This window comes from Actinosynnema sp. NPDC053489 (genome assembly GCF_044544865.1).
Taxonomy (GTDB): domain Bacteria; phylum Actinomycetota; class Actinomycetes; order Mycobacteriales; family Pseudonocardiaceae; genus Actinosynnema.
In genome coordinates this window covers 113,595-135,874 of the sequence record NZ_JBITXT010000017.1, presented here as the reverse complement: position 1 = coordinate 135,874, position 22,280 = coordinate 113,595, and the positions used below count along the sequence as shown (strand labels likewise).

Genomic DNA, 22,280 nt, shown 5'->3' with positions numbered 1-22,280 from the left:
GTGGGTGTGCCGGTCGGTCAGTACCGGGGGGTCTTGGCCAGCAGGTGCCGCCGACCCTCGATCTCGGGCTCGTAGACCTCCGCCCGCCAGTCCGAGGCGCGGACGGGCTCCATGGCGATGGAGATCGCGTCGCTGTCGACGTCGAACGCCTGCTGCACCGCGCTGCTGATGGCGTCGACCAGGCGGTCCTGCTGCTCGCTGCTGAGCTGCACGGGGAAGTGCTTGATGCTGACGTGCGGCATGTGGATCTCCTCCTCGGGCGTGCGGGTGCGGTCGCGGATGACGGCGGCGAGCCGTTCCACGTCGGGCGAGCGCAGGACGCTGTAGTGGTCGAAGTCGAGTTCCACGACCTCGGGCGGCCGGGGCAGCGAGTCGACCGCCTCCTCCAGGAACGAGTAGTCGTCGCCCCGGACCTTCAGGATCGTGATCGGCGCCTCGACGCGACGGTGGAGCATCTCCTCGAAGGTGTAGCGGAAGCTGTAGGACAGCCGGACGATGGTGACGATCCGGCGGATGGTCCCGGTGTCGAGACCGGCGAACCGCGCGGAGACGAAGTCGACGAAGTCGGCCTCGCTCCGGACCCGGGCGACGCACTCGTCGGCGTCGGCGCCGGTGAGCCTGCCCGCGAACACCGAGTACAGCAGCCGCACGAACGCCGCGTCGCCGTACGGCCCGAGCCCGTCGGCCGGGCGCTCGCGCTGGACCGGTGACCCGGGCGCGATCAGCACCAGGCGGTCGACCGTGTCGCCGCGCTGCTCCAGCTGGTGGGCGGCCTCGAACGCGACCCGCGCGCCGAACGAGTAACCCCACAGCGTGTAGGGACCGGTCGGCTGCACCTGCTTGATCAGCGCGACGTCGTGGCGCGCCATGTCGGCGACCGTCGCGTCCGGCTCCTCGCCGGGGTTGATCCCGGCCGCCTGCACCCCGTAGAAGGGCCGGTCTTCGCCCATGGCCCGGGCGAGCGGCTTGAGGTTCATGGGGTAGCCGCCCAGACCCGGCCAGCACACCACCGGCCGCCCGGAGCCCTTCGGCTGGAGCGCGACGAGGCGGGACACGGCCTCCTCGGTGATGTCGTCGACGCGCCGGGCCAGGCCCTCGATCGTCGGCTCGTCGAAGATCAGCTGGACCGGCAGGACCACGTTCGCCGAGCGGTTGACCTCCTGGACGAGCAGCACCGCCAGCAGCGAGTTGCCGCCGGACTCGAAGAAGTCGTCCACCACCGACACGTCGTCGGTCTTCATCACCTTCGACCAGGCCGCCGCGACCTGGTGCTCGGCCGGGGTGCGCGGTGCGACCACGACCCGCTCCACCCGGTCGCCCACCACCTGCTCGGACGTCTCCAGGGCGCGCAGGTCGACCTTGCCGTTGGCGGTGTGCGGGAGCTCGTCCAGCACGACCACGCGGCCGGGGACCATGTGGCGCGGCAGGAACTTCGCGATGTCCTGCTTGATCATCTCGGCCGGGCCCATGGTGTGGACGGCGTCCTCCTTCATGCCCTCCGAGGCGATCTGCTCCTCGCTCACCCGGCCGCCCAGGAAGAAGTACGACGGGCCGGACGGCAGGCCGTGCTCGCGCAGGACCGAGGTGATCCGGCGGGCCGAGGGCAGGTCGTTGCCGGTCTCCGAGCTGTAGCCGGAGGACATGAAGCCGATGCCGAACGGGTTGAGCTGCAACCGCTGCAACCGCCGCCCCAGGTCCACGTAGGCGGTGCGCGGGTCGTCGGACCGGCTGATCAGCGAGATGCCGAAGTCGGCCCGGTCGTACACCTGCTGGTTGATGGCGATCACGTGCTTGCGCAGCACCAGCGCGTCGGAGATCCGGCGCAGCCCGCCGTCCTCGTAGCGGTACTGCCCGGCCGGCAGGTCGGCCAACCGGTCGGGGTGCGCCTGCACGTAGGTGTCGAGCGGACCGGGAGCGACCCGCTCGGCGAACGGCACCACGTCGTAGCCGCCGAGGTAGTGGTGGTCCTCGGAGGCGTCGAGCAGGCGCGGCACGGCCGGGTCGAACGTGGTCGCGCCGATGCCCAGGCCCTCCTCGGGCAGCACCTCGTCGAACAGCCCGAGCATGTGCCCGGCCTCGATCCGCAGCACCTCCAGCACGTTGTTGCGGTAGACCGCCTCGATCGCCGACCGCTTGCCCAGCAGGTGCACGCGCAGCCGGGGCCCGGCCGCGGGCTCCTCGACGGGTGCGACGAGCACCAGCTCGTGCCGGATCGGGTGGTGGTAGTGGATGCCGGACGGCAGTCCCGGGATGCCCGAGATCTCGACGTACAGCTGGGTGGCGTACAGCGCGCCCGGCGAGGCGTAGGCGTACTTGGGCAGGATGCGCTGGTCGCTGTGGAACTGGCCGAAGTTGCGCAGCACCGCGCCCAGCCGGGCCGGGTCCACCTCCTCGACCGGGGTGGACGGCCGCTCGGCGGCCACGTCGTGCCGGAGCAGGTCGAGCACGTCGGACGCGGTCAGCGGCCCGCCCTCGAAGAACCGGTAGGTCTTGCGCGCGAACGCGCGCCGCCGCTGCACCGCGGTGCCGTACCTGCCCGGCAGCGGGAACGTCGTCGCCTCCGGGTCGTCGTCGCGCAGCCCCAGGTTCGCCAACTGGGCGCGGACCTGCACGCGGCCCTTCTTGGACTGGTGGTGCGCGCCGTGGTTGCCCTGGTCCATCAGGGCCGCTTCCCGCGGGTTCAGCTCCACGCAGGCGACGAGGTGCTGCGAGCCGGTGCGTTCGTCGGGCCGCACCAGGACCGCCGCGTTCTTCACCCAGTCGTGGTTCTCGATGGCGACCCGGACCTCGTCCAGCTCGATGCGGTGGCCGCGCAGCTTGACCTGGTTGTCGACGCGCCCGACGAAGTGGAACACGCCGTCGGCGTCGCGGATCACCAGGTCACCGGTGCGGTATAGCCGTCGCGGGGCCTGGTCGATCACCACGTCGGCGAACCGCGCCCGGGTCTCCTCCGGGCGGTCGAGGTAGCCGCGGGCGAGCTGGACACCACCGATGTGCAGCTCGCCGACCGCGCCGTCGGGGACGGGGGCGTGCTGGGCGTCGAGCACGTGGAACTCCGTGCCGGCGACGGGTCGGCCGATCGGGACGGAGGGCTGCTCGCCCTCCAGGCTGCGGTCGGAGACCACGTGCGAGGAGGCGTTGATGGTGCACTCGGTGGGGCCGTACAGGTTGACGAGGGAGCAGTCGGGCAGCACCTGGCGGAACCGGGCCGCGAGCTTCTTCGACAGGGCCTCGCCACCGCTGAACACCGCGCGCAGCGACGTGCAGCGCTCGAACAGCTCGTCGTCCACCAGGGCCTGCAACAGCGTCGGCACGCACTGCAGGTCGGTCACGCCGTGCTCCACGATCGCCTCGATCAGGCCGGACGGGTCGCGGTGCACGCCGGGCGCGCCGACGACGACCCGGGTGCCGAGGGCGAGCGTGAGCGTCTCCCACTGGGCGGCGTCGAAGCTGACGGGGGTCTTGCGCAGGATCGTGCGGCTCGGGTCGATCCCCACCTCGTCCCGCAACCAGCGCATCTGGTTGGCGATGGCGCCGTGCTCGATCACCACGCCCTTGGGTCGGCCGGTCGTCCCGGAGGTGTAGATGACGTAGGCGGCGTCGGTCTCCGCCGGGCCGACCGCCGGTGCCGGCGCGGTCCCCGTCGCCGCGTCGTCCACCGTGATCACCGGGATGTCGTGCGGCAGCAGGTCCCCCAGCTCGGCGCGCAGCGCGGGTTCGGTCACGATCGCGACCGGTCGCGAGTTGGCGATCATGTAGGACACGCGGTCCTCGGGGTAGTCCGGGGCCAGCGGCACGTAGGCGGCGCCCGCGAGGAGGACACCCCAGGTCGCGGTCACCTGCCCGACGGACGGTGAGAGGTAGAGGCCGACGAGGTCGTCGGGGCCGGCGCCGGCCGAGCGCAGCCGCTCGGCCAGGTGCGCGGCGCGACCCGTCAGCTCGGCGAAGGTCAGTGCCCGGTCGTCCGCGATGACGGCGAGGTCGTCGGGTCGGGTCGCGGCCTGGTGCAACAGCATCTCCGGCAGGGTGGGCCGGGTCCCGGGTAAGCCGCCGATCGTGTCGGTCGTCTGGTTTCTCGATCTCATCGCCCTGCGATCCCTGTGGTCGAGTACGGTAAGTGCGGGTTGGTGGGGGTGGTGCCGTTGGCGCGCCCCGGCAGTGCGAGGTGCCGTTCGAGCAGGCTGCCGAAGCCCGTGATCGGGTCGCCCACGCCGCCGTGGCGCAGGGCGTGCCAGTACAGGGCCACGTTGTTGGAGAGCACCGGCTTGTCCAGCCACGCCTCGGCGGCCGCCGCGACGCGGGCCATGGCGACGTTCGTGCCGACCTGGACGATCGCCTGGACCTCGGGCCCGTCGACCTCGCGCACCGCTTCGCGCAGGCGCGCCTCGGAGACGTGCGCGATCTGGGCGGGGCTCGTGCACCCCAGGCCGGTGATGCCCACGACGTCGTAGCCGCTGTCGGTGAAGAACCGGGACACGGGGTCGTCGCCCAGGGGCAGGTAGGGCGTGATGACCGCGATGCGCCGCACGTCGCCGTAGCAGGCCAGGGCCGCCTTGATGGCGTCCGGGCTCATCGTCACCGGCAGGTCGTCGCCGATCGACCGCATCGACTCCAGGATGCGACCGTGGCTCTCCGGGCCCTCCCAGTAGCTCTCCGGCGACACGGCGATGACCAGGTGGTCGGGGTCGCACGTGACGACGGAGCGGATCGCGGGCTCGGTGGACGACCGGATGCTGTGCATCACGTGGTCGAACCCGGGCTTCTCCTCCATGGAGTCGTCGTGGATGAACATGCGGGCGACGTGGTTGGTCACCCCGGGCACGCGCAGCGCGTCCATCTCCGGCTGGCAGGAGGTGTTCGTGGACGGGATGATCACTCCGATCTTGAATCTGTAACCGAGCTGGTCGGTCATGGCTCCTCCTTGTGGGTCGGTCACCGCGGTTGGATCGAGAGGGAGTGCCGGAAGTAGTCGGTGGGGTCCCACCGGCGCTTGGCCTCCTGCAGGCGCCGGTAGTTGGCGCCGTAGAACAGGTCGTGCCACGGGACGCCGGAGCGGTTGCGCGCCGGGTCCTTGAGATCGGTGTCGGGGTAGTTGACGTAGCAGCCCTCGTGCCGGTCGTTCGGCACGGGCACGCCACCGGTGCCCGCGAAGAACTCCTCGTAGATGCCCCGGGCCCAGCCGAGCCCCGCTCCGTCGCCGGAGGCGTCGCCCCAGAAGGTCTGGAAGAGCATCTTGAAGATCGAGGAGCGCTGGGCGGCGGCGGTGGCGCCGGGCGCGACGGAGTTCACCCGGCCGCCATAGGAGAACAGCACGATCATCGTGTTCGGGTTGGCGTACTCGGCCGAGGTCAGGTGCCGGTACATCGTGGACAGTTGCCCGTCGGTGAAACCCCTGCGCATCAACGCCGACTTGTGCGCACCGCGCAGCGACGGGTGGGTGATGGTCGGGTTGTTCAGGCCCACCAGCCGCGCGGCGTTGAGCCACGGCAGGCGCTGCGCCCGGTCCAGCTCCGGCATCGCGGCCAGGTCGCCCGACCCCCTGCGCATGGCCTTCGGGACGAGGCCGGTGCCCTCGACGAGCGCGCCCAGGTAGTCGTCGAGCATCCGCTGCGCGTCCGGCGCGCCGCCGTCGACCTGGATGAAGATGTCCAGCGAGCCGTGCGCCCGGTGGCAGACGTTGAACACGCTGCTCAGCCTGCGCTGCGGCGCGTCGGGCCCGCTGTGCTCCTCGTGCCAGCGGCCGAAGTTGGCCAGCAGGCGGGTGAACTCGCGTTCGCCGAGGTCCTCCCAGGGGAAGGACACCGCGCGCACCAGCACCGTCGACGGCGGGCGCACGAGCTGCTCGGCCGGGGCCGTGCCCCGCGCGTCGGGCGAGCGGAACCAGTACCGCGTCACGACGCCGAAGTTGCCGCCGCCGCCACCCGTGTGCGCCCACCACAGGTCGTGGTGGGGGTCCTCCGGGTCGCGGGTGGCGACCACGGTCCGGACGCGGTGGTCCTGGTCGACCACGACGACCTCCACGGCGTGCAGGTGGTCCACCACGAGGCCGTGCGCCCGGGAGAGCAGGCCGTAGCCGCCACCGGCCACGTGCCCGCCGGCGCCGACGCTCCAGCACATGCCGCCGGGGATGGTGACGCCCCAGCCGGTGAACAGGTCCTCGTAGACGTTGAGCAGGCGGGCGCCGGGTTCGACGGCGAACGCGCGCATCGCCGGGTCGTAGCCCACGCCGTGCATCCCGGACAGGTCGAGCACGACCTGCGCCTCGGGGTGGCACACGAGGTCGGCGAAGCAGTGCCCGCCGCTGCGCACGGAGACCCGCTTGCCCGCCTCGACGGCCTGTCGCACGGCCTGTTCGGCGTCGGCGGGTGACCGGAGCATCCGGAAGTACTCCGGTGAGGCGACGAACCGCTGGTTGTTGCCGGTGACGAGCTGCGGATAACGGGGGTCGTCGGGGCGCACGGTGTGCGCGGGATCGGCGGTCGCGGCCGGCGCCGCGACGGATAAGTGCGGCGGCACGGCGGTGCCGGCGAGCGCGGCGCCGGCGCCCGCCAACACGGCACGACGGGTCAGAAGTCCCATGCGAACCTCCGGGTTTCGGCATTTCCTGGTGTAATTCCCAGCTTTTCACGGACCGGTGACGGCTTGTCAAGCGGTGCGAGCGGGATCTCTTATTCCAAGGTCCCGGGAAATGGTCGCCAAGAATTGGCGGACAGTCGCGCGAAGGCGCGGTGACCATCTAGGGAAGAGGGCACGGCAGGGCCCGCGGCGGAGCAGGTGAAAAATCACCTGCCCGGCCGCGTCCGAATAGATCGGGGAAAGGGCGGGATCAGTCGGTGAAGCTGGCGAAGTAGCCGGCGGCCATGTCCTCGCCGCCGTGGCCCTGCGCGGAGGCGCGCGCGAAGCGGGCGTGGCCCGCGGCGGTCGAGTCCACGCGCACGCCCGCGCGCTCGGCGGCGTCGAGGACGAGGCGGGCGTCCTTCTCGGCGTTGTCCACGGTGAAGCTGGGGGTGAAGTCCCCGGACAGCACGGCGGCGGACTTCATCTGGAAGTAGCCGTTGTCCATCGGGCCCCCGGTGACCACGTCGATGAAGTGCGCGGGGTCGACGCCGAGGCCCTTGGCCAGCGCCAGCGACTCGCCGACACCGTGCGTCAGGGCGATGACCCAGGTGTTGAGCACCAGCTTCAGCCTGCTCGCGGCACCGGACGCGCCGTCGTCCCCGACCCACAGGGTGCGCTTGCCGATCGCGTCGAACAGCGGCTGGACCTTCGGCCGCACGCTCCGCGGCCCCGCCGCCATCACCACGAGCTGGCCGTTCTCGGCGGGCTGGCGGGTGCCCTGCACGGGCGCGTCGACGAAGACCAGCCCCCGCTCGTCGGCGAACGCGGCGAGACCGTCGACGTCCTCGCCGACGGTGCTCAGCTGCACCCAGACGACGCCCTCGCGCAGCCCTGGCTCGGCGGCCTTGATGGTGTCGGACACGATCGGGCCGTCCTTGAGGACGGTGACCACCACGTCGGCGCCCTCGACCGCGGCGGCGGGCGAGTCGGCCACCTGGACGCCGTGCTCCGCCAATTCCCGGGCCTTGCTCGCGGTGCGATTCCAAGCTCGAATGGAAAATCCCTTGGCGGCCAGATTCCGGGCCACCGGGAAACCGATTGTCCCGGTGCCCAGGACAGCGACGACAGGTGCTTCGGACGTGCTCATGGAAAGTAATCTCCTACTCTGTTCGATGTAATGGGGGGTGTGTCGCTGGTTTCTGTGTTCCCGTTCCCGGTCGCGGTCAACCGCGCGTCACGGCCGGAATCGCTTCGGAATCGACGGGTTCACCGCGGCGCAGCAATCCGGCGAGCAGGGCGGCGCCGAGTCCCGCGACGGCGAGCAGGGCGCCGAGCCACGCGGGCGCGGTGAAGCCGAGCCCCGCGCTGATCGCCAGGCCGCCGAGCCACGGCCCGAGGGTGTTCCCCACGTTGAACGCCGAGGTGTTGGTCGTGGTGGCCAGCGTCGGCGCGTCACCGGCCTCGCGCATCACCTGCGCCTGCAGCGCCGGGTTGATCGAGAAGGCCGCGACGCCGAACGCCGCCACGGCCACCACCGTGGCCCACTTGTCGTGCGCGAGCACCGACAGCAGGGCCAGCACCACCGCCATCGCGGTCGTGCCCGCGTACAGCGTGGCGAGCAGCCGCCGGTCGGCGAACCTCCCGCCGATCAGGTTGCCGGCGAAGCAGCCGACGCCGAACAGCATCAGCAACGGTGACACCGCGCCCGGCGGGAAGCCGGAGACGTCGGTGAACAGCGGGGCCAGGTAGCTGAAGCAGCAGAACACGGCGGCCTGGGTGAGCATGCTGGTGGACAGCGCCACCCACACCCGCGGCCTGCGGAACGCGCCGAACTCGGCCCGCACGCCGACGTGCCGCGGCGGTGCGAGGCGCGGCACCAGGAACAGCACGCCGAGCACCGCCAGCACGGCCAGGGCGTCGACCACCCAGAAGCTGGTGCGCCACCCGCCCCGCTGGCCCAGGATCGTCCCCGCGGGCACGCCCAGGACCGTCGCGACCGTGAGGCCGCTGAACATGATCGCCAGCGCGCGACCGCGCCGCTGCGGGCCCGCCAGCTCGACGGCCACGACGGAACCGACGCCGAAGAACGCGCCCTGCGCCAGGGCGGCGACGACCCGACCGGTCATGAGCATCGCGTAGCCCTCGGCGAGCGCGCCGACGGTCTGCCCGACGACGAACAGGCCGAGCAACCCCACCAGCGCGGTCTTGCGCGGCACCCGCAACGTGGCGAGGGTGAGGGCCGGGCCGCCGACCACGACGCCGAGCGCGTACCCCGAGATCAGCAGTCCAGCGTCCGGAATGGACACCGCGAGGTCCGCGGCCAGTTCGGGGAGCAGGCCGGAGACCATGAACTCGCTCGTACCGATGCAGAACACGCTGAGTCCGAGGACGTACACAGCGAGCGGCATTTCCATCTCCCGTCGGAATCGGTGATGGTCGCGCCGTGTGCCTACAAAGCGCGCAGGACCATCTCTACGACCCCCACGAGGGACTCGCGGGAGGCGGTCTTCCCCAGCACGCGCAGCCCGTACATCGAGTTGAGGACGTACAGCGCCAGGCCGCGCGCGTCGTCGTCGCCGGTCACCTCGCCGGTGGCCTGGGCGGCGCGGATCGCCTCGTGCAGCGCGTCTTCCATCCGCACGAACACGTCGCGGACGAGTTCGCGCACCGCCGGGTCGTGGTCGGCGAGCTCCAGCGCCGCGTTCACGGCGAGGCACCCGCGCGGCGGGCCCTGGACGGTCTCCTCGTCGACGACGGTCATCAGCAACGTGGAAACCCGGTCCCGCAGGCTCCCCGGCCCGGCGAGCACCTGCTCCTGCCGCGCGGTCCACACCGAGTCGTAACGGCGCAGCGCGTCGCGGAACAGCTGCTCCTTGCTCACGAAGGCGTTGTACAGGCTGCCCCGTCCCAGCCCGGTCGAGTCCACCAGGTCTTGCACGGTGGTCGCCATGAAGCCCTTCGACCAGAACGTCTTCATGGCGTTGTCGAGGGCGGAGTCGGGGTCGAACGCCTTGGGGCGAACCATGTCCTCGACGGTAGCATTTCTGTAACGTACGTTCAAATCAGGAGCTTCGCGCAGGTCACGGCACTGTGCCGGGGGTTGCGACCGCGGTGATCCCGATCGGGTGGCGTCCGGCCGGGCCCCGTCGCCTCCCCCCGGGATCAGTGGCGCGGACACCTCACCCGAACAGGTCGCGTCTTCCACGTCACGGCGTTGCGGCGGCGGTCCGCGTCCCGCGGCGCGCTTTCCTGGCACCCTGCCGAACGGAGGTCCGAGAACCTCCCGGGGGAGGGGCGCGGTGATGGCGCACGAAGACCTTTCACGCCGCGAGGTGCTGGCGCGCACCGGTCGGGCGGCGGTCGCGCTGGGCGCCGCGAGCGCCCCGGCCGCCACGCCCGGCGCGCCGGCCGGGGCCGAACCGGGCGGCGCGGCCGTGCTGCGGGAGGGCACGAACACCTCGGTCGCCCTCTCGCCGGACGGGCGGTGGCTCGCCCTGGACCTGGTGACCGCCATCTGGGTGCTGCCGTCCACCGGCGGGACGGCACGCCGGCTCACCGACGACCTCCAGGACGCCACGCTGCCGTCGTGGTCGCCCGACGGGCGGTCGATCGCCTTCCAGTCCTATCGGGACGGCAACTTCCACCTCTGCGTCGTCGACGTCACCGGCGGCGAACCGCGGCAGCTCACGCGCGGTCGGTTCGACCACCGGGAGCCCGCGTTCTCCCCGGACGGCCGGCGCATCGCCCTCACCAGCGACCGGGGCGGCTCCTACGCCGTCTGGCTGCTCGACCTCGCCTCGGGCGACCTCACGGCGCTCACCGGACCGCCCGGCGAGGCCGCCGCGCCCCGCTGGTCGGCGGACGGCGAGCGGATCGTCTTCGCGGTCGACGAGACCGCCGTGGAGGTGGTCACGCTCGCCACGGGCGACCGCGCCCGCCTCGTCACCGCCCCGGCGGACGGGCGCGTCCACGGCGCGGCCTTCGGCCCGGACGGCACGCCGAGCTACACGCTGGTGCGCGGCGCCCGTGCCGACCTGGTCCTGGGTGACCGGCAGGTCACCAGCGGCGAGGACGTCTTCGGCTTCGCCGCCACGTGGGTGGGGCGATCCGCCCTCTACACCGCCGACGGCCGCGTCCGCCGCCGCGAACCGGACGGCTCGGTGCGGGACATCCCGTTCGAGGCCACCGTCCCGGTCGCCCGCCGAACGCCCCGCCGCCCCGCGCGGGAGGTCGACGGCGGCCCGGTGCGCGGCATCGCGAGCCCCGTCGTGTCCCGCGACGGCGGGCAGCTCGCGTTCCGCGCGCTCAACGCCGTCCACGTCGTGCCGATCACGGGCGGCAGGCCGCGCCGGCTCACCGACGGCGGTTCCTTCGACTCCGACCCGGACTTCGCGCCCGACGGACGTTCGCTCGTGTACTCCAGCGACCGGGACGGCGTACCGGCGCTGCGGCTGCGCGACCTCGTGACCGGGCAGGACGCGCCGGTGGGCGGCGCGGTGGCGGGCGCGCAGACGGTGCCGCGGTTCTCCCCGGACGGCGGCCGGATCGCCTACGTCGACCAGGACGGCGCGGTGTGGGTGCTCGACGTCGCGGCGGGCGCCCGGACGCGGGTCACGCCGACCCTGTTCGGCCCCGGCAGGCCGTCGTGGTCGGCCGACGGCACCGTGCTCGCGCTGGCCGCGGTGAAGCCGTTCTCCCGGAGGTTCCGGGAGGGCACCAGCCAGGTCCTCACCGTCGACCTGCGCGACGGCGCGCTGCGCTACACCGAGCCCATGCCGTTCCGCTCGATCGCGACCCGGGGCGACGACGGGCCGGTGTGGTCGCCCGACGGCCGCCACCTGGCGTTCGTGGTGGAGGGCGTCGCCTGGGTGGTCGCGGTCGACGCGGCGGGCCGGTTCCTCGGCGACCCGCGCCGGGTGACGCGCGAGGTGACCGACTCCCTCGCGTGGTGCGGCCCGGACGCCCTGGTGTACCTGTGCAACGGGGTGCTGCGCCGGGTCGGCGTCGCCGGGGGACCGCCGCGCACCATCCGGCTGGACTTCTCCTGGCGCAGGCCGAAACCGCCGCGCCGCACCGTGATCCGCGCGGGCGCGGTGTGGGACGGGGAGGGCGACCGCCTGCGGCACGACGTCGACGTCGTCGTGGAGCGGGGGCGCGTGCTGGAGATCCGGCCGCACCGCCCGGCGGCCGGGGACCTGGTGGTCGACGCGCGGGACCTCGTGGCGATGCCCGGCCTGGTCGACGCCCACAACCACTGGCACCTGCGCGGCCGCCAGTGGGGTGCGCGCCAGGGCCGGGCGTGGCTGGCCTACGGCATCACGACGACCCGTTCGCCGGGCGACCCGGCCTACCAGCTGCTGGAGACGAGGGAGGCGCTGGCGGCGGGCGCGCTGGTCGGGCCGAGGCTGTTCGGCACCGGCGAGGCGGTCGACGGCTCGCGCGTCCACTACAACTTCACGCGGCCGACGTCGTCGCGCGAGCAGCTCGACCTGGAGCTGGAGCGGGCGTTCGCGCTCGACTACGACCTGGTCAAGACGTACGTGCGGCTGCCGGTGGAGCTCCAGCGCGAGGCCGTGCGCGCCGCGCACCGCGCCGGGGTCCCGCTGACCTCGCACTACCTGTACCCGGCGGCGGCCGTCGGCATGGACGGCATGGAGCACGTCGGCGCGACCAACCGGCTCGGCTACTCGCACACGATCAGCCGCACGGGTCGCGCCTACCAGGACGTGGTGGAGCTGTTCCTGCGCTCCGGCATGTCGGTCACGCCGACGCTGTTCCACTCCCGCGCCCTCTACGCCGACGACCGGTCCCTGGTGACCGACGAGCGCACCCGCGTGCTGTTCCCGCCGTGGGAGCACCAGCGCTACGCCGCCGACGCCGAGGCCGCGGGCACGCCGGGGTCGCCCTGGTCGCGCGAGGTCCTGGCGGGCTGGGTGGACGCGGTGCTGCGGGTGCACCGCGGCGGCGGCCTGGTCGTCTGCGGCACGGACGCCCCGCTGGACACCGTGGCCACCGCGACGCACCAGAACCTGCGGGCGATGGTCGAGTTCGGCTTCACCCCGCTGGAGGCGTTGACCACGGCGACGCGCAACCCGGCGGCCTGGCTGGGGCTGTCCGGGCAGGTGGGCACCCTGCGGCCGGGCGCGCACGCCGACCTCGCGCTGGTGGCGGGCGACCCGCTGGCCGACATCCGCGCCGCGGCGGCCGTCCGGCGGGTCGCGGTCGGCGGGGTCGTGCACCGGGTCGAGGACCTGCTGGCGCCGTTCCGCACCCCGCCCCCCGCCACCGCGGCGCGACCCCGGTCGCACGCGGGGCACCCGGCGCACGACCCGGAGCACTGGTGGCACGAACCGGAGTGGGCCGTGCACGGGTGCTGAGGCCCGCGGTCGGTGGGGGCACCCATTCGCAGCAGGGGTCGCCCGCGCCCGGGCCGCCACCGGACCGGGCGTTACCACCGTCACACGTCCTCGATGCCCGGTCGCCGCAACGGATCGGCCTGTCGGGTGAGGCGGTGTGACCGGCCTAATTTTGATCCGCTCCAGATAAGGGACTAGGGTCGGTGGCGTGACATCGGACTTCGAGGCGCAGCTGCGCGCGGTCTCGTTGCGCGTCACCCGCCCCCGCCTGGCGGTGCTCGCGGTGCTGCGCGACCACCCGCACGTCGACACCGAGTCGGTGATCGCGCTGGTGCGCGCCGAGCACCCCACGGTGTCCCACCAGGCCATCTACGACGTGCTGCGGGCGTTGACCGACGCCGGCCTGGTGCGGCGCATCCAGCCCGCCGGCGCGACGGCGCGCTACGAGTCCCGCGTGGGGGACAACCACCACCACGTCGTGTGCCGGTCCTGCGGCGCGATCGCGGACGTCGACTGCGTCGTGGGCCACAGCCCCTGTCTCACCGCCTCCGACGACTCCGGGTTCCGGGTCGACGAGGCGGAGGTCGTCTTTTGGGGCACCTGTCCCGACTGCTCGGCCGAGAACACCGCCACCGAACCGCCAGTTGGAAGGAAGTAGATGAGCGACCCCAAGGCAACGCCCCAGTCGAGCGCTCAGGGCGTGGACCAGAAGGCCGCGGTCGGCTGCCCGGTCGCGCACGACTCCGTGACCTCGCACGGCAGCGAGAGCGAGAACCCGGCGATCGACTCGCCGACTGCCAAGACGGGTGGCCGCGCCCGTCGCAACCAGGACTGGTGGCCCAACCAGCTCGACCTCTCGGTGCTGCACGCCCACTCGTCCAAGGGCAACCCGCTGGGTGAGGACTTCTCCTACGCCCGCGAGTTCGCCAAGCTCGACGTGGAGGCCCTCAAGCGCGACATCACCGAGGTGCTCACCACCTCGCAGGACTGGTGGCCCGCGGACTTCGGCCACTACGGCGGCCTGATGATCCGGATGAGCTGGCACGCCGCCGGCACGTACCGCATCCACGACGGCCGCGGTGGCGCGGGCGACGGCGGCCAGCGGTTCGCGCCGCTGAACAGCTGGCCCGACAACGCCAACCTCGACAAGGCGCGCCGGCTGCTGTGGCCGGTCAAGCAGAAGTACGGCCAGAAGGTCTCGTGGGCCGACCTGCTGGTGCTCGCCGGCAACGTCGCCCTGGAGTCCATGGGCTTCAAGACCTTCGGCTTCGGCTTCGGCCGCGAGGACGTCTGGGAGCCCGAGGAGATCTTCTGGGGTCCCGAGGACGCCTGGCTGGGCGACGAGCGGTACGTCAGCGAGTCCGAGATGGCACCCGAGGTCGGCGCGACCGAGATGGGCCTGATCTACGTCAACCCGGAGGGCCCGCGCGGCAACGCCGACCCGTTGGCGGCGGCGCACTTCATCCGGGAGACCTTCGGCCGGATGGCGATGAACGACGAGGAGACCGTCGCCCTCATCGCCGGCGGCCACACGTTCGGCAAGACCCACGGCGCGGGCGTCGCGGACGGCCACGTCGGTCCCGAGCCGGAGGGCGCCCCGATCGAGGCGCAGGGCCTGGGCTGGCTGAGCACCCACGGCAGCGGCAAGGGCGCGGACACGATCACCAGCGGTCTGGAGGTGACGTGGACGGACAAGCCGACCGAGTGGAGCAACCGCTTCTTCGAGATCCTGTTCGGCTACGAGTGGGAGCTGACCACCAGCCCCGGTGGCGCGAAGCAGTGGGTCGCCAAGGACGCCGAGGAGATCATCCCCGACGCCCACGACCCGTCGAGGAAGCACAAGCCGACCATGCTGACGACGGACCTGTCGCTGCGCGTGGACCCGGCTTACGAGAAGATCTCCCGCCGCTTCCTGGAGCACCCCGACGAGTTCGCGCTGGCGTTCGCCAAGGCGTGGTACAAGCTGCTGCACCGCGACATGGGCCCGGTCAGCCGGTTCCTGGGGCCGTGGGTCCCCGAGGCGCAGCTGTGGCAGGACCCGGTGCCGGCCGTCGACCACGAGCTGGTGGGTGACGCCGACGTCGCCGCCCTCAAGGCGAAGGTGCTCGACTCGGGCCTCACCACGGCCGAGCTGGTCACCACGGCGTGGGCGTCGGCGGCGAGCTTCCGCTCCACCGACAAGCGCGGTGGCGCCAACGGCGCCCGGATCCGCCTGGAGCCGCAGCGCAACTGGGAGGTCAACCAGCCCGAGCAGCTCGCGAAGGTGCTGGAGACCCTGGAGGGCGTCCGGCGGGAGTTCAACGAGGCGGGCGGCGCGAAGATCTCGCTGGCCGACCTGATCGTGCTGGCCGGCTCCGCCGCCGTCGAGCAGGCCGCCCGCGAGGCCGGCTTCGACGTGACGGTGCCGTTCCGCCCGGGCCGCACCGACGCCGCGCAGGAGCAGACCGACGTCGAGTCGTTCAAGGTCCTGGAGCCGCGCGCGGACGGCTTCCGCAACTACGTGCGCGCCGGCGAGAAGCTCCAGCCGGAGGTGCTGCTGGTCGACCGCGCCTACATGCTGGACCTGACCGCCCCGGAGATGACCGTCCTGGTCGGCGGTCTGCGCGCCCTCGGCGCGAACCACGGCGGCACGCGGCACGGCGTGTTCACCGACCGGCCGGGCGTGCTGACGAACGACTTCTTCGCCAACCTGCTGTCGCCGGGCACCCGGTGGAAGGCGTCGGAGTCGGAGGAGAACGTCTACGAGATCCGCGACGCCGCGACCGACGAGCTGAAGTGGACGGCCACCGCCGTCGACCTCGTGTTCGGCTCGAACTCGCAGCTGCGCGCCCTGGCCGAGGTCTACGCCGGTGACGACGCCCGCGAGAAGTTCGTCGCGGACTTCGTCGGCGCCTGGACGAAGGTCATGGAACTGGACCGGTTCGACCTGGTCTGATCCCCGCACCACCGACGAGCCCGGCCGATCGCCCGCCGACCGGCCGGGCTCGCCCGTCCCGCGACCCGGTCCGGCGGTGTTTTGCCGGACCCGGGCGGGGTAGCGACACACTGTGCACCACTCACCTGTCGACCGGCCGCGCGAACCGCTCGGCGACGACCCGTTCGCCGGGCTGGCGCGGCGGTTCGCCGACCGGGTGGCGGCCGTGCGGGGGTGCGTGGACGCGCGGTACGTGCGGCCGGACTGGGCGCAGCGCAACGCGGAGCTGGAACGCGACCTGCTCGACGTGCCGCCGCGCGACTTCCTGCGCCACCCGGCGATCGCCTACCAGATGTTCGTCAACGAGCGGGTGCTCCCGTTCGAGCTGCCCTACGTGCGGTCGCGGCTCGCCGACGAGCGGCTGCTCGCCGAACCCCCGGTGGGCGACCCGCCGGTGGTGCGCGTGCCCGGCACCGACGTCGTGACGTCGTCCAACACCGTGCACCAGCTCTTCCACCTGCTGCGCTACCAGGAGACGACCGGGCGGCGGATCGACGAGGCCGACACGGTCGTGGAGTGGGGTGGCGGGTTCGGCGCCCTCCTGCGCCTGCTCGTGGCCCTGCACGGCGGCTCGCCGACCTGCGTGGTCTTCGACACGCCGATCTTCAGCGCGGTGCAGTGGCTGTACCTGTCCGCGGTGCTCGGCGAGGACCGCGTGGTGCTGCACGACTCCGCTCCGGTGCGCCCGGTCCCCGGGCGGGTGAACCTCGTGCCGATCGGGTTGGTGGGCGCGACGGAGGTCGACGCCGACCTGTTCATCTCGAACTGGGCGCTCAACGAGAGCCTGCCCGCCGCGCGACGGGACGTGGTGGACCGGCGGTGGTTCGGCGCGGGATCGCTGCTGCTGGCCATGCACGCCGGCGACCCGTTCACCGAGGTGGTGCTGGCGGCGGGCGCGAAGGCGGTGCCCCTGGGCGAGTTCCTGCCGGGGCAGCAGTACCTGGTCGCCTGACCCACGCGACCGGCACCGACGACTCGACGAGGAGTGCGACACCACGTGCTGATCTTCGGCCTGCGGACCAGGGTCTTCGCCCTGGCCATGCTGACGCTGCTGTGCCCCCGGTGCGGCAACCGCTCGGCCCACCCGCTGCACAAGGCGGTGACGAAGTTCTCGCTGTTCTTCATCCCGCTGTTCCCCGTCCGGACCACGTACACCACCCAGTGCACGTACTGCGGGCTGACCAACCGGCTGTCCAAGCACGACGCGACGCGCCTGCTGCACCAGGGCAGCGGCGCACCCTGGTAGTCAGCGGGTCGCCATCACCCGGACCGGTGGCGCGATGATGCGCTGCCGGACCACCTCGAACGGCTCGGCGGCCGGGTGGCCGCCCACCCAGCCGAACCACGCGTCCTTCAGGGTCAGGTGGTCCCGCCGCAGGTAGCTCCGACCGGACTGGCTGCGGTGCAGGTCGATGGCGCGCTGGCGGGTCCGCGCCAGGTGCTCGGTGACGGGGTGGAACGCCGTCGGCGCGAACGCCTGGCCGCTGCTGGGCGTGCGGTACCAGCACAGGCTCACCCCGGACCGGCGCAGCGCGGCCCGGACGATCGCGCTCGTGGCCCGGTGGTCCTGGTGGGTGTCGTCGGGGTGCGGCGCCAGCACGACGTCCGCCGCCTCGACCTGCTCCTCCAACCACCGCACCCGCGCACCGGTGACGTCGAGGCTGCCGTCGTTGCCGGACGGGTCGGTCACCAGGTCCGCGCCCAGCACCACGGCCGCCGCCTTCGCCTCGGCGGCGCGAACCTCGTCCGCCCCGGTCATCAGGGCGACGGTCACCCGGTGCCCGGCGGCGGCGTAGGCGGCGAGCAGGCAGCCGGCACCGTACTCGGCGTCGTCCGCGTGCGGCGACACCGCGACGACGTTCAGCGGTTGGAACGAGTGCAGCTGGTTCACCGCGATCCCTTTCGGGTGAGGACGCCCGACATTCGGAATTCCGCTCGCCTTCTGGGGTTGATGGTGCCGTGAGATCGGGAAGTACCGTACTCCTGTTTGTCCGGATTACCGGCTCACCGATTCGGGGGATTAAATCGGGCCAAGCGGAACGGGCGGTGACGCGAGGTGCGGAAAGGGCCGGTGCGATCGGCCCGTGCGGCGGGCCGGCTCCGTCGGTTGACCCTCACACTGTGACAAGGTGTCCACTGGGCGCAGGAGGTGGTCCCGCTGAACCCGACAACCCGTTCCCCGCGACGCGACGCGATCGCGAACGCCCTGCGCGCCGACGACTCCTCGGCACGGCTCCGGGCGGCCCTGGCGGTCGGCTCCGACCCCGACCCCGCCCTGGTGGACGTGCTGGTCGAGCGGTGCGGGGTCGAGCCGGACTTCTTCGTCCGCGACATGCTGTCGTGGGCGTTGACCAGGCTCGCGCCGGAGGTCTCGCTGCCCAGGCTGCGGGCGGAGCTCGGCTCGGACCGCGCCCGGGCCCGCGCCCAGGCGCTGCACACGCTGTCCAAGATCGGCGACCGGGCCGCGTGGCCGTGGATCACCCGGGACGCGCTGCGCGACGCCGACGACGAGGTCGCCCGGACGGCGTGGCGGGCCGCGGTGGTCCTCGTGCCCGAGGGGGAGCGGACGGCCCTGGCCGACGAGCTGGTCGGCCAACTCGGCCGCGGCGACCGGGAGGTGCGGTTGAGCCTGAGCCGCGCCCTGGTCGACCTCGGCGACGTGGCCGAGCCCGCCCTGGCCCGGGCCGCGACCGACCCGGACCCGGCGGTGGCCGAGCACGCCCGCGCCACCGAGCTGCTGCTGCGCGACCCGGAGTCCGGGTTCGACGCCGCCGTGGCGGAGGCGAGGCGGATCAGCGCGCTCGGCCCGCGACGGGCCGCCGCGACACCGGAGCCGCCGGGTTGCTGATCGGCGAGGTGGCCCGCCGCTCGGGCGTGAGCGCCCGGATGCTGCGGCACTACGACACCCTCGGGCTCGTGCGGCCGACCGGTCGCACGGTCGGCGGGTACCGCGAGTACTCCGCCGACGACATCCGGCGGATCTTCCACGTGGAGAGCCTGCGGTCGCTCGGCCTGTCGCTCAGGCAGGTCGCCCGCGCGCTGGAAGACCCGGCGTTCACGCCGTCCGACCTGGTCCGCGACCTCGTCCGGGTGACCGAGGAGCGCCTGGCGCGGGAACGGGAGCTGCTCGACCGGCTTCGCGTGATCGACGCCTCCGCGCCCGCCGGCTGGCAGGACGTCCTGCGCGTGGTGGAGCTCATGCAGGGCCTCGGCTCGGCCAGCGCCGCCCGCCGGCAGCAGGCCGTGCTGTCCCGGCCGGACGACGTGCCGCCGCCCGCCGACCTGCTGGCCGGGGCGGTGCTGGCGGAGACCGATCCCCACGTCGCGGGCGCGCTGCGCTGGGCGCTGGCCCGGTCGGAGGGCGCTGGGGCGGCGGCGCTGGCCGCCGGGGCGCGCTCACCCGACGTCGAGGTCCGGCGGCGCGCGGTGCCGGCGCTCGCCGCGCTGCCCGACGCGCCGGGTGTGGTCGACGTGCTGCTGGGTGCCTTGGCGGACCCGGACGCGACCGTGCGCCGGCACGCCGCCCTCGCGCTGGGCGGGCGCGGCGTGGCCGAGGCCGTGCCGACCCTCGTCGGGATGGTGGTCGAGGGCGTCCACGACGTGGCGGCGGCCGAGGTCCTGGGAGCGCTGTCCCGGGACCCCGACCGCGTCGGTCCGATCCTGACCGCGCTGGTCGCCGAGCTCGACGGGCCCACCGCGGTCCGGCTGCGCGTGGTCCAGGCGCTGGTCGAGCTGCCGGGGCCGGCCGCGTCGCGGGTGCTGCGCGACCTGGCCCACGACGACGACCGCGCCGTCGCCCTCGTCGCCTCGGCCTTCGTCGAGGTGCTCGAAGACCGGGGCGACGGGGCCGGTTGACGGCCTACAGGCAGAGCAGGCCGCAGGCAACCGCCGACGACCACGCCGAGTACGACGGCGGGGTGCCCGCGGGCGAGTTGCGCGGCACGTAGCTCGCCTTCGCCTCGTTGGTGAGCGGGAACAGGGTCAGCAGGGCGTAGGTGGAGCAGTAGAAGTGCCTGGTCTCACCGGGTTGCAGGCTGAACGTCCCGGCCGCCGCCTCGCACGCCGGCTCCTCGTAGTCCACGACCCGGGCGTCGGTGACCGCGACGGGGCCCTGGTTGGTCACCGTGATCCGCCAGTACGCGGTCGCGTTGAGCACGCCCAGCGTGCCCACGGTCGCCTTCTTGACCCACGGGCCCGAGCCGCCCGGCCCGCAGCGGGACGCGGTCTTCGAGGCGCAGATCTCCTTGTCCGCGGTCACCACGGGCTTGCACGCGGCGCCCGGCGCGACCGGGACGGTGACGGTGTTCGAGCTGAACGAGCCGGTGGCGTCGACGCCGGTGGCGGTGTTGGCGACGTCGGCCACCGCGCAGTCGGCGGCGATGGTGGTGCGCAGGCACACCTGCGGCGGGTCGCCGGTGAAGTCGACGACCAGCCTGGGCTGGTTGCCGCCGCCGAAGTCCGCGCCGCTGGTCAGCACCAGCGTCGTGGTGACGGTGACGGACGGGTGGGCGGTCGGGGAGATGCCGCTGAGGTCGACCGAGCCGTCGGGCGCGAAGCCGGGCGTGGCCACGGTCGCGCCGTCCTGGTCGACCACGGTCACCCGGGACGCGCCGAGGTCCACGTTGCCGGGCGTGACGCCGACCAGCCGGGCGGAGCCGTAGCCCCGCACGTGGTTGGTCGCACCGTCGCAGTAGAAGTCGCCGGGCGTCAGGGTGACCCGGCCGCCGGAGCGCACGCACGGCGAGCTGCCGGTGAGCGGGTCCATCGAGAACAGCACGCCCGCGTCGCCCAGGCCGATCAGGCAGCCGGTCGGCACGTCGTAGGTGTAGCCGTAGTCGCGGGTGTTGCCGCCGTTGACGCCCGGGTGGGTGATCGGGCGCGGCACGCCCGCGCACGCCGCCGCCGTCGTCCAGTCCTGGCAGAACGTGGCGCCGGCGTACGGGCCGCCCCAGGTCGGCAGGTAGCTGCGGAGGTGGCCGTTCGGGTCGGTGATCACCTCGGGGTTGAACGCGATCACCCCGGCGGGCAGCCCGGCGAACGACGCGGGCGCGGGCAGCGCCGAGCCGTCCAGGGCGTAGCAGGTGGTGATGCCGGGGGAGGAGCCGGTGGTGGTGGAGCAGGCGCCGACCTGCGCGCCCGTCGTGCCGTACGTGGTGTAGGCGTTGTAGGTGTAGTTGCCCGGCGCGCCGATGGGGCGCGGCGAGGCCCAGCCGGCGCACGCCGTCGCGGTGGCCGGGTCGAAGCAGCCCATGGCCGCCTGGCTGCCGGTGTTGGGCCGCGACGAGGAGGCGAAGACCTTGCCCGCCACGACGGTCAGCGCGCCGTAGTAGTACAGGCTGGAGGGCTGGTCGCCGCTGGGCGGCACGATCGGCGCGTACGGCTGCCCGGGGCAGGCGGCGCGCGTGGCGACGGTCCAGCAGGTGACCGTGCCGGTGCTGGTGACGCCGTAGAGGTTCCCGCCGACCTCCACGAGCCCGGCGAGGCTGTAGATGCCCGACGGCGAGCCGCCGGCGGTCGCCAGGGGCCAGTAACCGCAGTTCGCCGCGGCGGCCAGGTCGAGGCAGCCGACGCCGACCGACGAGGCGGTCACGGCGGCGTAGAGGACCTGGTCGGGGTTGGCGGGGTCGCGGAAGTACTGCTGCGCCATCGGGCTGCCGATGTCACCGGTCGAGCCGGAGCCCAGCGGTCCGGGCGTGGTGTTGAGCGGCTTGGGCCACGGGCCGCCGGGGCACGGCTGCGCGGAGCCCAGGTCGCTGCACACGACCTTCGGCGTGGCGGGTGCCGCGTGGTGGTAGATGTTCCACGCCTGGAGCGCGCCGGTGGGGGTGCGGTGCAGCAGCGCGGTGAACCCGTCGCCGCCGGTGGCCGTGGTGCTCGCCTGCACCGGCGGCGTCAGCAGGCTCGACAGCGACGTCCCGTCCGGCCCGGCGACGGGGTTCTGCGCGCGGACCGCGACCACGCCCGAGGCCGGTTCGGTGGCCTGGAAGGTGCTGCCGTCGGTGGACCACGACGGCGTCCACCCCGGCGGCACGTGCAGCGAGCCGGGGACGTAGGACTGGCCTGCGCCCACGGCGTCGGTGACGGTGGCCGGACCGACGCCCGTGCCGTTGTTGTCGTAGCCGACGACCCAGGTGGCGGTGGCGCCGTGGTCGGCCGGGCTGGTGACGCCGCGGACCGACTTGGTCAACGTCGACGTGGCGGCGGAGGTCGGGTCCGCCGCCGCCGTGCCCGGAACGACGACGGCGGCGGCGACGAGCGCGCTCGTCGCCGACCAGATGATCACGCGTCTTCGCATGACGTTTCCTCTTTCCCTGGACCGGAGCGGCGGCACCGCCGTCCGGACCCCAGGCACGCTAAGGACCCGAGTCGGTGGAGAAGACCCCTGTCACCCG

The 22,280-nt window shown here is 73.2% G+C and carries 14 protein-coding genes and 1 pseudogene; 7 read left to right on the top strand and 8 right to left on the bottom strand.

Going from position 1 to position 22,280, the window contains the following annotated elements:
- Window positions 1–17: 17 nt before the first annotated feature.
- From ACIGNX_RS30595 to ACIGNX_RS30570, 6 genes and pseudogenes are all read right to left on the bottom strand, one after another.
- Window positions 18–4,016 (bottom strand): amino acid adenylation domain-containing protein, encoded by a 3,999-nt coding sequence (locus tag ACIGNX_RS30595; protein ID WP_396544296.1) that lies wholly within the window; start codon window positions 4,014–4,016, stop codon window positions 18–20.
- A gap of 65 nt (window positions 4,017–4,081) precedes the next feature.
- A complete protein-coding gene (locus ACIGNX_RS30590; RefSeq protein ID WP_396544294.1) occupies window positions 4,082–4,912 on the bottom strand; it encodes an arylmalonate decarboxylase in 831 nt (276 codons plus the stop codon).
- Window positions 4,913–4,932: 20 nt separating this feature from the next.
- The gene (locus ACIGNX_RS30585) at window positions 4,933–6,579 is read right to left on the bottom strand and encodes an FAD-dependent oxidoreductase (RefSeq protein WP_396544293.1); all 1,647 of its coding nucleotides are present in this window, start codon (window positions 6,577–6,579) and stop codon (window positions 4,933–4,935) included.
- 247 nt (window positions 6,580–6,826) lie between these two features.
- Window positions 6,827–7,747 (bottom strand): annotated as a pseudogene (locus tag ACIGNX_RS30580) (NAD(P)-dependent oxidoreductase); the annotation flags it as partial.
- A 34-nt stretch (window positions 7,748–7,781) separates the two neighbouring features.
- Window positions 7,782–8,966: a Cmx/CmrA family chloramphenicol efflux MFS transporter gene (locus tag ACIGNX_RS30575; RefSeq protein ID WP_396544292.1), complete on the bottom strand. Its 1,185-nt coding sequence runs from the start codon at window positions 8,964–8,966 to the stop codon at window positions 7,782–7,784.
- A 41-nt stretch (window positions 8,967–9,007) separates the two neighbouring features.
- Entirely contained in the window at window positions 9,008–9,583 is a 576-nt protein-coding gene (locus ACIGNX_RS30570; RefSeq protein WP_396544291.1) for a TetR/AcrR family transcriptional regulator, read from the bottom strand.
- Between the two features lie 277 nt (window positions 9,584–9,860).
- On the opposite strand from ACIGNX_RS30570, the gene ACIGNX_RS30565 reads away from it, so the two are divergent.
- The 5 genes from ACIGNX_RS30565 (at window position 9,861) to ACIGNX_RS30545 (ending at window position 17,134) form a co-directional block, all read left to right on the top strand.
- Complete coding sequence (locus ACIGNX_RS30565) at window positions 9,861–12,935, top strand: amidohydrolase family protein (protein WP_396544290.1); 3,075 nt, start codon at window positions 9,861–9,863, stop codon at window positions 12,933–12,935.
- Between the two features lie 187 nt (window positions 12,936–13,122).
- Window positions 13,123–13,572: a Fur family transcriptional regulator gene (locus ACIGNX_RS30560; RefSeq protein ID WP_396544289.1), complete on the top strand. Its 450-nt coding sequence runs from the start codon at window positions 13,123–13,125 to the stop codon at window positions 13,570–13,572.
- On the top strand, window positions 13,573–15,849 hold the full coding sequence (gene katG / locus ACIGNX_RS30555; RefSeq protein WP_396544288.1) for a catalase/peroxidase HPI: 2,277 nt from the start codon (window positions 13,573–13,575) through the stop codon (window positions 15,847–15,849).
- A gap of 112 nt (window positions 15,850–15,961) precedes the next feature.
- Window positions 15,962–16,840, top strand: a complete 879-nt coding sequence (locus ACIGNX_RS30550) for a hypothetical protein (protein ID WP_396544287.1) — start codon at window positions 15,962–15,964, stop codon at window positions 16,838–16,840.
- Window positions 16,841–16,885: 45 nt separating this feature from the next.
- Window positions 16,886–17,134 carry a zinc-ribbon domain-containing protein gene (locus tag ACIGNX_RS30545; protein ID WP_396544286.1) on the top strand — a complete coding sequence of 83 codons (249 nt, stop codon included), beginning with the start codon at window positions 16,886–16,888 and terminating at the stop codon, window positions 17,132–17,134.
- Here the strand turns inward: ACIGNX_RS30545 and ACIGNX_RS30540 are convergent, their stop codons facing one another.
- Entirely contained in the window at window positions 17,135–17,779 is a 645-nt protein-coding gene (locus ACIGNX_RS30540; protein ID WP_396544285.1) for a PIG-L deacetylase family protein, read from the bottom strand.
- A gap of 258 nt (window positions 17,780–18,037) precedes the next feature.
- On the opposite strand from ACIGNX_RS30540, the gene ACIGNX_RS30535 reads away from it, so the two are divergent.
- Window positions 18,038–18,736 carry a HEAT repeat domain-containing protein gene (locus ACIGNX_RS30535; protein WP_396544284.1) on the top strand — a complete coding sequence of 233 codons (699 nt, stop codon included), beginning with the start codon at window positions 18,038–18,040 and terminating at the stop codon, window positions 18,734–18,736.
- Window positions 18,730–19,743 carry a HEAT repeat domain-containing protein gene (locus ACIGNX_RS30530; protein WP_396544283.1) on the top strand — a complete coding sequence of 338 codons (1,014 nt, stop codon included), beginning with the start codon at window positions 18,730–18,732 and terminating at the stop codon, window positions 19,741–19,743. Before ACIGNX_RS30535 ends, ACIGNX_RS30530 begins: the two co-directional genes overlap by 7 nt.
- 4 nt (window positions 19,744–19,747) lie before the next feature.
- On the opposite strand, the gene ACIGNX_RS30525 is transcribed toward ACIGNX_RS30530, so the two are convergent.
- On the bottom strand, window positions 19,748–22,183 hold the full coding sequence (locus ACIGNX_RS30525) for a hypothetical protein (RefSeq protein WP_396544282.1): 2,436 nt from the start codon (window positions 22,181–22,183) through the stop codon (window positions 19,748–19,750).
- Between the last annotated feature and the right edge of the window lie 97 nt (window positions 22,184–22,280).